The following is a 15,814-nucleotide window of genomic DNA, read 5'->3' as shown; positions in this document are numbered from 1 at the left end:
CAAAGTGGTCAAGGTGGCCGGAGCCGTCAGGGCCGTGGGGCCCGTCGCCGGCGGCCGCGTCCGGTGGTCAGGACAGGCCGAGTTCGTCGTCGAGGAGGTCGAAGAGTTCGTCGGCCGTGGCGGACTGGATGTCGCGCTCTTCGGCGGCGCCTTCGCTGGTGTCCTGTGCACTGTGCGTGTCGTTCCACTTCGCCAGAAGGTCGCGCAGCCGGGCGGTGATGCCCGCGCGTTCGGCGTCGTCGGGGGCGACGGCCGAGAGGATCGTTTCGAGCTTGTCGAGTTCCGCGTGGACGGGCGGCCGGCTGTTCCCGCCCTGGCCGAGCCGTTCCCCGACGTACGCGGCGAGCGCCGCGGGCGACGGGTAGTCGAAGATCAGCGTGACGGGCAGTCGCAGCCCGGAGGCGGCGGTGAGCCGGTTGCGCAGGTCGACGGCGGTGAGGGAGTCGAAGCCCAGGTCGAGGAAGCCCCGGCCGGCGTCGACGTCGTCGGGGGTGCCGTGGCCGAGGACGGCCGCGACCTGGGTGCGGACCAGGTCCCGCAGTGTCCGCTCGCGTTCGGTGGCCGGGAGGCCGGCCAGCCGCTCCCGGAGGGAGTCCGCGGGTTCGGCGGCGGTCCGGGCGGCGGTCCGGGCCGTGGTGTCCGCGGCCCGGCGGGCGGGGGTGCGTACGAGGGAGCGCAGCAGCGGTGGCAGCGTTCCGTCGGCGGCCTGGGCGCGCAGTACGGCCGGTTCGATCCGCATGGGGACGAGGACGGCCTCGTCCAGGGTGCGGGAGGTGTCGAAGAGGGCGAGTCCCTCGGCGGGGGTGAGCGCGCCGACTCCGGAGCGGGCCATGCGGGTCAGGTCGGCCGCGTCGAGGGCTCCGGCCATGCCGTCGTCGGTGGCCCACAGGCCCCAGGCGAGGGAGCTGCCGGCCAGGCCGCGGGCCGTGCGGTGCTGGGCGAGGGCGTCCAGGAAGGCGTTCGCGGCGGCGTAGTTGGCCTGTCCGGCGGCGCCGAAGCAGCCGGCGACCGAGGAGAACAGCACGAACGCGGAGAGGGCGCTGCCCTCGGTCAGTTCGTGCAGGTTCCAGGCCGCGTCGACCTTGGGCCGCAGGACGGTGTCGAGGCGTTCGGGCGTGAGGGAGTCGATGATCCCGTCGTCCAGGACGCCCGCGGTGTGGACGACCGCGGTCAGCGGCCGGTCGGCGGGTACCGCGGCCAGTACGGCGGCCAGGGCGTCCCGGTCGGCGGCGTCGCACGCCGCCCAGGTGACGTCCGTGCCGGACGCGCGCAGGGCGCGCGTCAGGCGGGCCGCGCCGGGTGCCGCGTCGCCGCGGCGGCTGAGCAGCAGCAGGTTCCGTACGCCGTGCGCTTCGGCCAGGTGGCGGGCGAAGAGCCCGCCGAGGGTACCGCTCGCTCCGGTGACGAGGACCGTGCCCGTGGGGTCGATCGCCGGGTGTTCGCGGCCGGGGTCGGTACCGGCGGTGCCGTCCGGGTCCGGTGCGGAGGCGGTGCGGGTGATGCGGCGCAGGCGGAAGGCGTACGCCTCACCGGCCCGCAGGGCCAGCTGCGGTTCGTCGCCCGCCAGGGCGGCGGCCAGCGCTCCGAGGGAGGCGTCGGAGCCGTCGGTGTCGGCGAGGACGAACCGGCCGGGGTTCTCCGACTGCGCCGACCGCACCAGTCCCCACACGGGGGCGTGGGCCAGGTCGGTGACGTGTTCGCCGGGTACGGCGGCCACCGTGCCCTCGGTGAGGAGGACCAGCCGGGACGCGTCGAGGTGTTCGTCGGCCAGCCACTCCTTGACGAGGGCGAGCGCGTGGTGGGCCGCGGTCCTGGCGGCGGCCGCCCGGCCGCCCGCGGTGGCCACCGCGGACAGCGGGACGATCACGACGTCCGGGGCCGGGGCCCCGGCGGCGAGTGCCCCGCGCAGCGCGGCCAGGCCGGGGTGGACGTCGAGGGGGGCGCCCGCGATGCGGAAGCCCGCCTGGTCCTCGCCCAGTACCGCCCACCGCTCGCCGGCCGGAAGGGCGCCCGGGGCGAGGGGCAGCTTCGCCCATTCCACACCGAACAGGGACTCGTGGTGGGCGGTACGGTCGGCGCCGAGCTGCGCGGCGGAGACCGGGCGCAGGATCAGGGAGTCGACCGAGGCCACCGGGGCGCCGGTGGAGTCCGCGACGTCCAGGGCGACCCCGCCGGACCCCGCGCTGGTGATCCGGACGCGCAGGCCGGTCGCTCCGGCGGCGTACAGGCGTACGCCGGTCCAGGCGAAGGGCAGTCGAGCCCCTTCCGCGGAGTCGCCGCCGGGGGTGGCGGGCAGACCGAGGCCGATGGCGTGCAGGGCGGCGTCCAGGAGCGCCGGGTGCAGTCCGTAGGCGTCGGCGTCGCCCGAGGAGGCTTCGTCGAGGGCGACCTCGGCGAACAGTTCGCCGTCGCGCCGCCAGGCCGCGCGCAGCCCCTGGAACACCGGCCCGTAGCCGAGGCCCGCCGCGGCCGCGGCCGGGTAGAAGCCTTCGGTGGGTACGGGTTCGGCGCCGGCCGGCGGCCACTGGGCCAGGTCGAAGGTACGGGGAGGTGCGGCGGGGGCGAGCACTCCGGTGGCGTGGCGCGTCCACGGCTCTTCCGCGGGGGCGTCGGCCGGGCGGGAGTGCAGGGCCAGGGGGCGCCGGCCCGTCCCGTCGGCGGCGTCGACGGCCAGCTGGAGCTGGACTCCGCCCTGCTCGGCGAGGGTGAGCGGGGCCTCGATGGCCAGTTCCTCGACGGTGTCGCAGCCGACCTCCGCGCCGGCCCGCAGGGCCAGTTCGACGAAGGCGGTGCCGGGCAGCAGGACGGTGTCCATGACCGTGTGGTCGGCCAGCCAGGGGTGGGTGGTGAGGGCGAGGCGCCCGGTGAGGACGAGGCCGTCGGAGGCGGGCAGGGGGAGGGTGGCGCCGAGGAGCGGGTGGCCGGGCGTGTCGAGGCCGGCCGCGAGCACGTCCTCGACGGAGACGCCGACGTCGAGCCAGTAGCGCTTGCGCTGGAAGGCGTAGGTGGGCAGGTCGACGCGGCGGGCGCCGGTGCCGGCGAAGTACGCCGGCCAGTCGGGGGTGACGCCGTGGACGTGTGCCCGGGCGAGGGCGGCCGTGAGCGCTTCCGTTTCGGGGCGGCCCTTGCGGAGCAGGGGCACGCACACGGCCGGCTCGGCCGGCTCGGCGGGTGCCGCGGGGTCGGCGGGGTCGGTCAGGCAGTCCTGGACGAGTGCGGACAGGGTGCCGTCGGGGCCGAGTTCGACGTACGTGGTCACGCCGGTGGCGTCGAGGGCGCGCACTCCGTCGAGGAAGCGGACGGGCTCGCGGACGTGGCGGACCCAGAAGTCGGCGGAGCCCATCTCGTCGGTGACGAGGGCGCCGGTGAGGTTCGAGACGACGGGGATGCTCGGGGCGGCGTAGAGGAGGCCCTCGGCGACCTTGCGGAAGTCGGCCAGCATGCCGTCCATGTGCGGCGAGTGGAAGGCGTGACTGACCGTGAGCCTCTTGGTCTTGCGGCCCCGCGCTTCGAAGGCCGCGGCGATGGCGGCCACGGCGTCCTCGTCGCCGGCCACCACGACCGAGCGGGGGCCGTTGACCGCGGCGATGCCCACCCGGTCGGTGAGCAGCGGCAGGACCTCCTCCTCCGTGGCCTGGAGTGCGGTCATCGCGCCGCCGGCGGGGAGCTCCTGCATCAACCGGCCGCGGGCTGCGACCAGTTCGGCGGCGTCCTGGAGGGAGAGGACTCCCGCGACGTGGGCGGCGGCGATCTCGCCGACGGAGTGTCCGGCCAGGACGTCGGGCCGCAGCCCCCAGCTCGTGAGGAGCCGGAACAGGGCCACTTCCAGTGCGAAGAGGGCGGGCTGGGTGTGGGCGGTCCGGTCCAGGAGGGCCGGATCGGAGCCGAACACCACGTCCTTCAGGGGACGTTCGAGGTGGCGGTCCAGTTCGGCGCAGACCTCGTCGAAGGCGTCCGCGAACGCGGGGTGGGTGTCGTGGAGTTCACGTCCCATGCCGAGGCGCTGACTGCCCTGCCCGGTGAACAGGAACGCGACCTGGCCCTCGCGTGCGGTCCCCCGGACCAGTGCGGGGGCGTCCTCGCCACGGGCGAGCGCGTCCAGCGCGCGGAGCAGTTCCGTACGGTCCGCCGCCACCAGCGCGGCGCGCTGTTCGAGGGCGGAGCGGGTCGTCGCCAGGGAGAGCGCGACGTCGGCGGTGCGCAGGTCCGCGTCGGCGTGGACGCGGGTGTGGAGCCGGCGGGCCTGGGCGCGCAGCGCGTCCCCGTCCCGGGCCGACAGCACGACGGGGACGAACGGTGCCCCTGCCACAGCCGGTTCGGGCCGCGGGGCCTGCTGCGGGGCCAGTTGGCGGGCCTCCTCCGGGGCCTGTTCGATGACGGCGTGCGCGTTCGTCCCGCTGATGCCGAAGGAGGAGACGCCCGCGCGGCGCGGCCGGCCGGTGTCGGGCCAGTCCACCTGCTCGGTGAGGAGGGACACCGCGCCCGCCGACCAGTCGACGTGCGGGGTCGGCTCGTCGACGTGGAGGGTCTTGGGCAGGACTCCGTGGCGCATCGCCATGACCATCTTGATGACGCCTGCGACGCCGGCGGCGGCCTGGGTGTGGCCGAGGTTGGACTTGACGGAGCCGAGCAGCAGCGGCCGGTCGCCGGTGTGCTCGCGGCCGTACGTGGCCAGCAGCGCCTGGGCTTCGATGGGGTCGCCGAGCGTCGTGCCGGTGCCGTGGGCCTCGACGGCGTCGACGTCGGCGGCGGTCAGGCCGGCGTTGGCGAGGGCCTGCCGGATGACGCGCTGCTGCGAGGGCCCGTTCGGGGCGGTGAGGCCGTTGCTGGCGCCGTCCTGGTTGACGGCGGAGCCGCGGAGCACGGCCAGGACCTGGTGGCCGTTGCGGCGGGCGTCGGAGAGCCGCTCCAGGAGCAGCATGCCCGCGCCCTCGCCCCAGCCCGTGCCGTCGGCGGCCGCCGCGAAGGACTTGCAGCGGCCGTCCGCGGCGAGCCCGCGCTGGCGGCTGAACTCGATGAAGGTACCGGGCGTGAACATCACGGTGACTCCGCCCGCGAGGGCGAGGGAGCATTCGCCGCCGCGCAGGGCCTGGGCGGCGAGGTGCAGGGCGACGAGCGAGGAGGAGCAGGCCGTGTCGACGGTGACCGCCGGGCCCTCCAGACCGAAGGTGTAGGCGACGCGGCCCGACACGATGCTGCTGGAGCTGCCGGTGCCGAGGTAGCCCTCGACCCCGTCGGGTACGGCGTGCAGGCGGGCGCCGTAGTCGTGGTACATGACGCCCGCGAAGACGCCCGTACGACTGCCGCGCACCGATGACGGTGCGATGCCGGCCCGTTCGAAGACCTCCCAGGTGGTCTCCAGCAGGAGGCGCTGCTGGGGGTCCATGGCGAGGGCCTCGCGCGGGGAGATCCCGAAGAACGAGGCGTCGAATTCGGCGGCGTCGTGGAGGAAGCCGCCCTCGCGGGCGTACGAGGTGCCCGGGTGCTCGGGGTCGGGGTGGTAGAGGGCGTCGGTGTCCCAGCCGCGGTTCTCGGGGAGGCGGGTGATGCCGTCCTCGCCGGCGGTCAGGAGCTGCCAGAGGTCCTCGGGGGTGCGGAGGTCGCCGGGGTAGCGGCAGCTCATGGCGACGATGGCGATGGGCTCGTCGTCGGCTCCGGCGGTGGGCGCCGCGGGTCCGGCGGCGGCCGCGTCGGGTTCCGGCTCGCCGTCGCCGGTCAGCTCGGTGCGCAGGTGCCGGGCGAGGACGGTCGGGTCCGGGTAGTCGAAGATCAGGGTGGCGGGCAGGCGCAGCGCGGTGGCGGCGGCCAGCCGGTTGCGCAGTTCAACGGCGGTGAGGGAGTCGAAGCCCAGTTCCTTGAAGGCCCGGCCCGACTCGACGGCGCCGGGGCCGGCGTGTCCGAGTACGGCCGCTACCTGCGTACGGACCAGATCCAGCAGGGTGCGGTCCCGTTCGGCGGCGGACAGTCCGGCCAGGCGGGCCCGCAGCTCGGACTCGGTGCCGGCGGCGGCGGTGGCCGCGGACCGGCGGGCGACGCCCCGTACGAGGCCGCGGAGCAGCGGAGCGATGGTGCCCGCGGCCGCCTGGGGGCGGAGGGCTTCGGTGTCGACGCGCATGAGGGCCACGGCGGCCTCGTCGAGGCGGACCGCGGTGTCGAACAGGCCGAGGCCGTCGGCGGCGGTCAGCGGGGGCAGTCCGGCCCGGCGCATGCGGTTGACGTCGGCGGCGTCCAGGGCGCCGGCCATGCCGTCGGCCACGGACCACAGGCCCCAGGCGAGGGCCGAGGCCGGGAGGCCCCGGGCGCGCCGGTGCTGGGCGAGGGCGTCCAGGAAGGAGTTCGCGGCGGCGTAGTTACCCTGGCCGGGGCCTCCGAACAGGCCGGAGGTGGAGGAGAACAGCACGAACGCGGAGAGGTCCCGGTCCCGGGTGAGTTCGTGCAGGTTCCAGGCCGCGTCGACCTTGGGGCGCAGGACCGCGGAGAGCCGGTCGGGGGTCAGCGAGGAGAGGATCCCGTCGTCGAGGATCCCGGCGGTGTGGACGACCGCGGTGAGCGGCTGCTCCGCGGGGATCGCGGCGAGGACGGCGGCGAGGGCGTCCCGGTCGGCGACGTCGCAGGCCGCCCAGGTGGCCGTGGCGCCGGACTCGGCGAGTGCGGCGGTGAGTTCGGCGGCGCCGGGGGCTTCGGCGCCGCGCCGGCCGACGAGGAGCAGGCGGCGCACGCCGTGGCCGGCGGCGAGGTGCCGGGCGACGAGCCCGCCCAGGGCGCCGGTGGCGCCGGTGACCAGTACCGTGCCGTCGGGCCCGAAGGCCGGGGCGGTTGCTTCCCGTCCGGTCTCGACGCGGGCGAGGCGGGGGACGAGTACGGCGCCTTCGCGCAGGGCGAAGCGTTCCTCCTCGTCGGAGGTGAGCGCGGCGGGCAGCGCGGGACCGTTCCCGGTGGCCGGGTCGGTGTCGATCAGGACGATCCGGCCGGGGTTCTCGGTCTGCGCGGACCGCAGCAGGCCCCACACGGTGGCGGCGGCGAGGTCGTTCACGTCCTCGTCCGGCGCGGCGGCCACGGCGCCACGGGTGACGTACACCAGCCGGGCGGCGGCGAACCGTTCGTCGGCGAGCCATGCCCGGGCCAGGGCGAGGGCGTCGTGCGCGGCCCCGTGCACGGCGGCGGCGGTCAGGGGGGCGGCCGTCTGGGTGAGGTGGACGAGGACCTCGTCCGGTACGGGCTCTCCCCCGTCGACGGCGGCGGCCAGCGCGGCCAGGTCCGGGTAGTGGGCGGCGTCGGCCCAGGGGGTCGCGTCCGCGGTGCCGGGCGGTTGCGCTGCGGTGTCGCCGAGGAGCGCGTACCGGGTCGTGGGCGCCGGGTCCGGGATGCCGAGGCCGGTGAGTTCGGTCCACTGCTGCCGGAACACGGACTCGTGGTAGGTGGCGCGTGCCGCGCGCAGCTGGTCGGCGGAGACCGGGCGCAGCCCGAGCGACTCGACGGCCGCGACGGGGGCGCCGGAGGCGTCGCAGATCTCCAGTCGGACCCCTTCGGCGCCGGCCGGGGTGAGGCGGACGCGCAGCTCGCTCGCCCCGCCCGCGTACAGCGACACCCCGGACCAGGCGAAGGGCAGTCGGCCCCGGCCGTCGTCGGCTCCGATGCCGTCCAGGCCGATGGCGTGCAGGGCCGAGTCGAGCAGTGCGGGGTGCAGGCCGAAGCCGCCCGCCCGGTCCCCGGCGCCCTCGGGGAGTGCGACTTCGGCGTACACCGCGCCGTCGAGCTGCCATGCGCTGCGCAGGCCGCGGAAGGTGGGTCCGTAGGCGAATCCGATGTCGTCGAGGGCGTCGTAGCGGCCGTCGAGCGGGATGTCGGTGGCGCCGGCCGGGGGCCAGGCGGTCAGGTCGAAGTCGGCTGCGGGGCGGGCGCCTTCGGCCAGCACGCCGGCGGCGTGCCGCGTCCAGGGTTCCTCGGCTGCCAGGCCGTCGGCCCGGGAGTGCAGGGCGAACGGCCGGCGGCCGGTTCCGTCGGCGGCGCCGACCCATACGCGCAGTCGTACGCCGCCCCGTTCGGGGAGTACGAGGGGTGCTTCGAGGGTGAGTTCCTCGAGGTGGTCGCAGCCGACCTGGTCGCCGGCGCGGGTAGCGAGTTCCACGAAGGCGGTGCCGGGGAGCAGGACGCTGCCGAGGATGGCGTGGTCGGCGAGCCAGGGGTGGGTGGACAGGGCGAGGCGTCCGGCGAACACCATGGCGTCGGACTCGGGGAGGGCGACGCCGGCGCTGAGGAGCGGGTGGGCGGTGTCGTCGAGGCCCAGAGCCTCGACGTCCCCGAGGTAGAGGGAGGAGATCGCCGGCCAGTAGCGCTGCCGTTGGAAGGGGTAGGTGGGCAGGTCGACGCGGCGGGTGCCGGTCCCGGCGAAGAATCCATGCCAGTCGACACGGACACCGTGCACATGAGCCCGCGCGAGCGCGGCGACGACCGCCTCCGCCTCAGGACGCCCCTTGCGGAGCAACGGCACGAACACGGCGCCGTCCTGCTCGACACAGCCCTGAGCCAGCGCGGACAGCACCCCGTCCGGACCCAGCTCGACGAACGCACTGACTCCGGCCGCCTCCAGAACACGAACACCATCAAGGAACCGGACCGCCTCGCGGACGTGCCGGACCCAGAACTCCGCCGAACCCATCTCGTCCGACACCAGGCCACCGGTCAGGTTCGACACCACCGGAACGTGCGGCGCCGAGAACGAAAGTCCCTCCACGACCTGGCGGAAGTCGTCCAACATGCCGTCCATGTGCGGCGAATGGAACGCGTGGCTGACCGTCAGCTTCTTGGTCTTGCGGCCGGGGAAGGACTCCGCGACCGCGGTCACCGCGTCCTCGTCACCCGCGACGACCACCGACCGCGGTCCGTTGACCGCCGCGATGCTCACCCGGTCCGTCAGCAGCGGCAGGACCTCGTCCTCCGACGCCTCCACCGCGACCATCACACCACCGGACGGCAACGCCTGCATCAGCCGACCGCGCGCCGCCACCAGCGTGCACGCGTCCTCCAGCGTCAGCACACCCGCGACGTGCGCGGCTGCGATCTCACCGATGGAGTGCCCCGACAGGAAGTCCGGCCGCACACCCCACGACTCGAGCAGACGGAACAGCGCCACCTCGACGGCGAACAGCGCGGGCTGCGCATACTCCGTCCGGTCCAGCAGACCGGCGTCCGCGCCGAACAGCACCTCCTTCAGCGGAAGTTCTAGCCCGCTGTCCATCCGGGCACAGACCGCGTCGAGCGCGTCCGCGAACACCGACTGGGTGTCGTACAGTTCCCGCCCCGTCCCGAGGCGCTGGCTGCCCTGCCCGGTGAACAGGAAGGCGGTCTTGCCCCCGGTCGGGGTACCTTCCACGAGTCCAGCGGCCGATCCCCCGGCGGCCAGCGTTTCCAGTGCCGCGAGGAGCACGGTACGGTCCGCGGCCACTACGGCGGCGCGGTGCTCGAAGGCGGCGCGGCCGACGGCGAGGGAGAAGCCGATTTCGGCGGGGCGCAGTTCGGGGTGCCGGGCGGCGTGGGCGTGCAGGCGGCGGGCCTGGTCGCGGAGGGCATCCGGGTTCTTGGCGGAGAGGATCCAGGGCAGCGGGGCGGTGTCCGGGGATGCGGGCGGTGCGGGCGGTGCGGTGTCCGGTGCCTGTTCGATGATGGTGTGGGCGTTGGTGCCGCTAATGCCGAACGAGGAGACGCCCGCCCGGCGCGGGCGTCCGGTCTCGGGCCATTCCACCCGTTCGGTGAGCAGGGCGACGTCACCGGCCGTCCAGTCGACGTGCGGGGTCGGCCCGTCGACGTGCAGGGTCCGCGGCAGCAGCCCGTGCTGCATGGCGAGCACCATCTTCATCACGCCGGCGACACCGGCGGCGGCCTGCGTGTGGCCCATGTTCGACTTGATGGAGCCGAGCAGCAGGGGCCGCCCGTCGGGGCGGTTCTGCCCGTACGTGGCGAGCAGTGCCTGCGCTTCGATGGGGTCGCCGAGCCGGGTGCCGGTGCCGTGGGCCTCGACGGCGTCCACGTCGGCGGCGGACAGGCCCGCGCTGTGGAGGGCCTGCCGGATGACGCGCTGCTGCGAGGGGCCGTTCGGGGCGGTGAGGCCGTTGCTGGCGCCGTCCTGGTTGACCGCGGAGCCCCGTACCAGGGCGAGGACGGGGTGGCCATTGCGGCGGGCGTCGGAGAGCCGTTCGACGAGGAGCATGCCGAGGCCCTCGCCCCAGCCGGTGCCGTCGGCGGCCGCGGCGAACGCCTTGATGCGGCCGTCCTCCGCCAGTCCGCGCTGGCGGCTGAAGTCGATGAACGAGGCGGGTGTGGACATGACGGTCACGCCGCCGGCGAGGGCCATGGTGCATTCGCCCTGCCGCAGTGCCTGGATCGCCCAGTGCAGGGCGACCAGCGAGGACGAGCAGGCGGTGTCGACGGTGACCGCCGGGCCCTCCAGGCCGAGGACGTAGCTGACGCGGCCGGAGACTACGCTCGCGGCGTTGCCGGTGCCCAGGAAGCCCTCGGTGCCGTCGGGGGCGGCGAGGATGACGTCGAGGTAGTCCTGCCCGTTGGTGCCGGTGAACACGCCGATGCGTTCGCCGCGGACGGTGGCGGGGTCGATGCCCGCCCGTTCGAACGCCTCCCAGGAGGTTTCCAGCAGCAGGCGCTGCTGCGGGTCCATGGCGAGGGCCTCGCGCGGCGAGATCCCGAAGAAGCCGGGGTCGAAGGTGGTGGCGTCGGTGAGGAAGCCGCCCTCGCGGACGTAGGTGGTGTTCGCGGTGACGGACTCGGGGTCGTACAGGCCGTCGAGGTCCCAGCCGCGGTCGGCGGGGAAGCCGGATATCGCGTCCCGGCCGTCGGCGAGGAGCTGCCACAGGTCCTCGGGGGTGCGCACCCCTCCGGGGAAGCGGCAGCTCATGGCGACGATCGCGATGGGGTCGTCGTCGGTCGCGGCGCCGCCGGCCGGGCCGGTGCCGGTGGTCCCGGCCGGTTCGGCGGCCCGGGCCCCGAGGAGTTCGTCCTGGAGGAAGGCGGCCAGGGACAGGGAGTTGGGGTAGTCGAAGATCAGGGTGGCGGGCAGGCGCAGGCCGGTCCGGGCGGTGAGGAGGTTGCGGATCTCCACCGCGGTCAGGGAGTCGAAGCCGAGGTCCCGGAAGGCGGTGGCCGGGTCCACGGAGCCGGGGCCCGGGTAGCCGAGTACGAGGGCCGTCTGGGTGCGGACGAACTCCAGGGCCAGCGCGTCGCGTTCGGCGGCCGGGGCCTGCGCGAGCTGCCGGGCGAGGGTGTCGGTGGCCCCGGCGGCCGTGTCCGGTGCGGTGGCGGTGGCGAGGGCGTGCGCGGCCTCGGGGAGGTCGGAGATCAGCGGGCAGGGGCGTACGGCGGTGAGGCCGGGTGCGAGGACGTCCCAGTCGATGTCGGCGACGACGGAGGAGGTTTCGTCCAGCGTGAGCGCCGTGTGCAGGGCCGACAGGGCGAGTTCGGGGGCGAGGGCCGGCAGTCCGGCGGCCCGCAGGCGTTCGGCGACGAGTCCGTCGGCGGCCATGCCGCCCTCGGCCCAGGCGCCCCAGGAGATGACGGTGGCGGGCAGGCCGTCGGCGCGGCGCTGCTCGGCGAGGGCGTCCAGGGAGGCGTTCGCGGCGGCGTAGTTGGCCTGTCCGGCGGCGCCGAAGGCGGCGGCGAGGGAGGAGAACAGGACGAACGCGGAGAGGTCCTGGTCGCGGGTCAGCTCGTGCAGGACGTTCGCCGCGTGCGCCTTGGGGCGCAGGACGTGTGCCAGACGGCGGGGCGTCTGCGCGTCGAGGACGCCGTCGTCGAGGATTCCCGCGGCGTGGATGACGGTGGTCAGGGGGAGTTCGGCCGGGACGGTGGCGAGGAGTTCGGCCATGGCGTCGCGGTCGGCGGCGTCGCATGCCGCGAGGGTGACCAGGACGCCCGTCTCGCGGAGTTCGGCGACGAGTTCGGCGGCGCCGTCGGCGTCGGGGCCGCTCCTGCTCACCAGCAGCAGGTGCTCGGCTCCGGTCCGGACGAGCCAGCGGGCCACGTGGCGGCCGAGCGCTCCGGTGGCGCCGGTGACCAGGGCCGTGCCGGAGGTGGTCCATTCCCCCGCGGGGGCCTGTTCCCGGGGGGCGCGGGTGAGCCTGCGGACGAAGACGCCGGTGGAGCGCACGGCGAGGTGGTCCTCGGTGCCGATGCCGCCGAGGACGTCGGCGAGACGGCCTGCGGCGCGCTCGTCGGGCGCCGGGGGCAGGTCGACGAGGCCGCCCCAGCGGCCGGGCAGTTCGAGGGCGACCGTACGGCCGAGGCCCCACAGCGGTGCCTGGGCGGGGCTGGTGAGCCGGTCGGTCCGGCCGGTGGACACCGCGCCCCGGGTGGCGGCCCACAGGGGGGCGTCCACGTCCGCGTCGCCCAGTGCCTGGACGAGGGCGAGGGTGGCGGCCAGTCCGGAGGTCAGTGCCGGGTCCTCGGGGTGCGGCCGCTCGTCGAGGGCGAGCAGCGAGAGCACCCCGGCGACCGTCCCTGCCGCGGCCGGACCGGTGAGGGTGTCGGTGATGCGGTGGGCGAGGGCGGCCCGGTCGTCGAGCGCCCCGTCGACCGTCAGCGTGGTGAGGGTGACTCCGCGCGCGGTCAGGGCCCGGGCGGCCGCGAGGGTCCAGGGGGCGTCGGTGTGACCGGTGGGCACGGCGAGGAGCCAGTGCCCGGCCGGGGGTGCGGGCGCGGGGTCGGTGGGGGGCTTCCAGGTGATGCGGTAGCGCCAGCCGCCCACGGTGTCGCGGTCGCGGTGGCGGCGGTGCCAGGCGGAGAGCGCGGGCAGCACGCCGCTGAGGGGTTCTTCGCCGTCGACGCCGAGGGTCTCGGCGAGCGCGGCCAGGTCCTCGCTGTCGACGACCTCCCAGAACTTGGCGTCGGTGACGCCCAGTTCGCGGCCGTCGGCGGGTCCGCCCAGGTCGGTGAAGGGGTCGCGGGGCCAGTACAGGTCACGCTGGAAGGCGTACGTCGGCAGCTCGACGGTACGCGCGCCGGCGGCGGTGGCGGCGAAGCGGGTGGCCCAGTCCGGGGAGAGCCCGCGGACGTGGGCGCCGGCGACGGCGGCGGTCAGGGAGCGTGCTTCGGGCCGTCCGGTGCGCAGCGCGGGCAGGAAGGCGGCGGCGCGGGGTCCGGTCGCGGTCTGGCAGTCCTGGCCGAGGGCGGAGAGGACGCCGCCGGGGCCGATCTCCACGTACGCGGTGACGCCGCGGCTCTCCAGCCAGCGGATGCCGTCGAGGTAGCGGACGGTGTCGCGGACGTGCCGGACCCAGTAGTCGGCGGAGCCCATCTCGTCGGTGACGAGGGCGCCGGTCAGGTTGGAGACGACGGGGATGCGGGGGGCGGCGAAGGACAGCCCCTCCACGACCCGGCGGAAGCCGTCCAGCATCCCGTCCATGTGCGGGGAGTGGAAGGCGTGGCTGACGGTCAGTCGCTTGGTCTTGCGGCCCTGCGCCTCGAAGGCCCGCGCGACGGCGGTCGCGGCGTCCTCGTCGCCGGCGATGACGACGGCCCGCGGACCGTTGACGGCGGCGATGCCCACCCGGTCGGTGAGCAGCGGCAGGACCTCGTCCTCCGACGCCTCCACGGCGATCATCACGCCACCGGCGGGCAGTGCCTGCATCAGCCGGCCGCGCGCCGCGACCAGCGTGCACGCGTCGTCCAGCGAGAACACCCCCGCGACGTGCGCGGCGGCGATCTCACCGATCGAGTGCCCGGACAGGAAGTCCGGCGTGAGGCCCCAGCTCTCCACCAGCCGGTACAGCGCCACCTCGACGGCGAACAGTGCGGGCTGGGTGTACTCGGTCCGGTCCAGCGGTCCGGCGTCCGCCCCGAACAGGACGTCCTTCAGCGGCAGTTCGAGGTGGAGGCGTGCGCACACCGCGTCCAGGGCGGCGGCGAACACCGGGTAGGTGTCGTACAGTTCACGGCCCATGCCGAGGCGCTGGCTGCCCTGTCCGGTGAACAGGAACGCCAGCTTGCCCTCCGTGGCCGTCCCTTCGACCACGTCGGCCGAGGGGAGGCCTCCGGCGAGCGCCGCGAGCCCGGCCAGCAGCTCGTCGCGGTCTTCCGCGACGACCGCCGCACGACGGTCCAGGGCGGCGCGGGTGAGTGCCTGGGCGGGAGCGACGTCTTCGACGCGGAGACCGGGCCGGGCCGTGAGGTGGACGTGCAGTGCGGCCGCCTGCGCGCGCAGCGCGGCCTCGGTCTTGCCGGACAGTACGACCGGCAGGACGGCCGGCTCGGTCGCGGGGCCGCCGTCGGGGGCCCCTTGGTCGGCGGCGGGCTCGTCGGCGCCCTCCAGGATGACGTGCGCGTTGGTGCCGCTCATGCCGAAGGAGGAGACGCCGATCCGGCGGGGTCCGGCGTGCGGCGGCCAGGGCTGCGCCTCGGTGAGCAGGGACACCTCGCCCGCCGACCAGTCGACGTGCGGGGTCGGCTCGTCCACGTGCAGGGTCCGCGGCAGGATGCCGTGCCGCATCGCCATGACGCTCTTGATGACGCCCGCGACACCGGCGGCGGCCTGCGCGTGGCCGATGTTGGTCTTGAGGGAGCCCAGCCACAGCGGCCGCCCGTCGGGCCGGTCCTGACCGTACGTGGCGATGATGGCCTGCGCCTCGATGGGGTCGCCGAGGCCGGTGCCCGTGCCGTGCGCCTCGACGGCGTCGACCTGGTCGGGCGCGAGGCGGGCGTTGGACAGTGCCTGGAGGATGACGCGCTGCTGCGAGGGGCCGTTGGGTGCGGTCAGACCGTTGCTGGCGCCGTCCTGGTTGACGGCGGTGCCACGGATGACGGCGAGGACGGGGTGGCCCTTGCGGCGGGCGTCGGAGAGCCGCTCCACGAGGAGGACGCCGACGCCTTCGGAGAGGCTGAAACCGTCGGCGTCGGGCGAGAACGCCTTGCAGCGGCCGTCGGTCGCCAGGCCCCGCTGCTTGCTGTAGTCGATGAACGTGCCGGGCGCCGACATCAGGGTGGCGCCGCCGGCGAGGGCGAGCGAGCACTCGCCGTTGCGCAGTGCCTGAACGGCCAGGTGCAGGGCGACGAGGGAGGACGAGCAGGCGGTGTCGACGGTGACGGCGGGGCCTTCGAGTCCGAAGGTGTACGACAGGCGGCCGGAGGCGACGCTCGCCGCGTTTCCGGTGCCGAGGTAGCCCTCCACGTTCTCGGAGGAACTCAGCAGCGCCGTCAGGTAGTCGTGGTTGCTGGTGCCGACGAACACGCCGACCTGCTTGCCGCGCATCGAGGTCGGGTCCATGCCCGCGCGCTCGAACGCCTCCCACGTGGTCTCCAGGAGGAGCCGCTGCTGCGGGTCCATCGCCAGGGCCTCGCGCGGCGAGATCCCGAAGAGCGAGGGGTCGAAGCGTGCGAAGTCCTGGACGAAGCCGCCCTGGTTGGCGTAACTGGTGCCCGGGTGCTCGGGGTCCGGGTGGTAGACGGTCTCCATGTCCCAGCCGCGCTCGGCGGGGAACCCGGTGATGGCGTCGACGCCGTCGGCCACCAGCTGCCACAGCTCCTCCGGGGAGGTCGCACCCCCGGGGTAGCGGCAGCCCATGCCCACGATGGCGATGGGGTCCTGGTTCTTCGCCTCGATCTCGCGAAGCCGCTGACGCGTCTGCTGCAGATCCGCTGTCGCCAGCTTCAGGTAGTCCCGCAGCGTCTCTTCATTCGCCATGTAACGCAACCACCCATTTGCAGCAGACGGCATCGGAAAACTGTGTGCAGAGCCGAGAGATTTCTCGGAAGGGCAGCCGCCGCACATCCGGATCCACTTGTCGGATCACATGCCGGGCGAAGCGACTGC

General features: G+C 74.9%; 1 protein-coding gene. It reads right to left on the bottom strand.

Annotated elements, in window-relative coordinates; genetic code table 11:
* Positions 1–67: 67 nt before the first annotated feature.
* Positions 68–15,718 (bottom strand): type I polyketide synthase, encoded by a 15,651-nt coding sequence (locus AC07B0_RS07475; protein WP_478897218.1) that lies wholly within the window; start codon positions 15,716–15,718, stop codon positions 68–70.
* Positions 15,719–15,814: the final 96 nt, after the last annotated feature.

This window comes from Streptomyces sp. NPDC044704 (genome assembly GCF_056433525.1).
The sequence above is the reverse complement of the archived record's forward strand: the minus strand, read 5'-3'. Positions and strand labels throughout refer to the sequence as shown.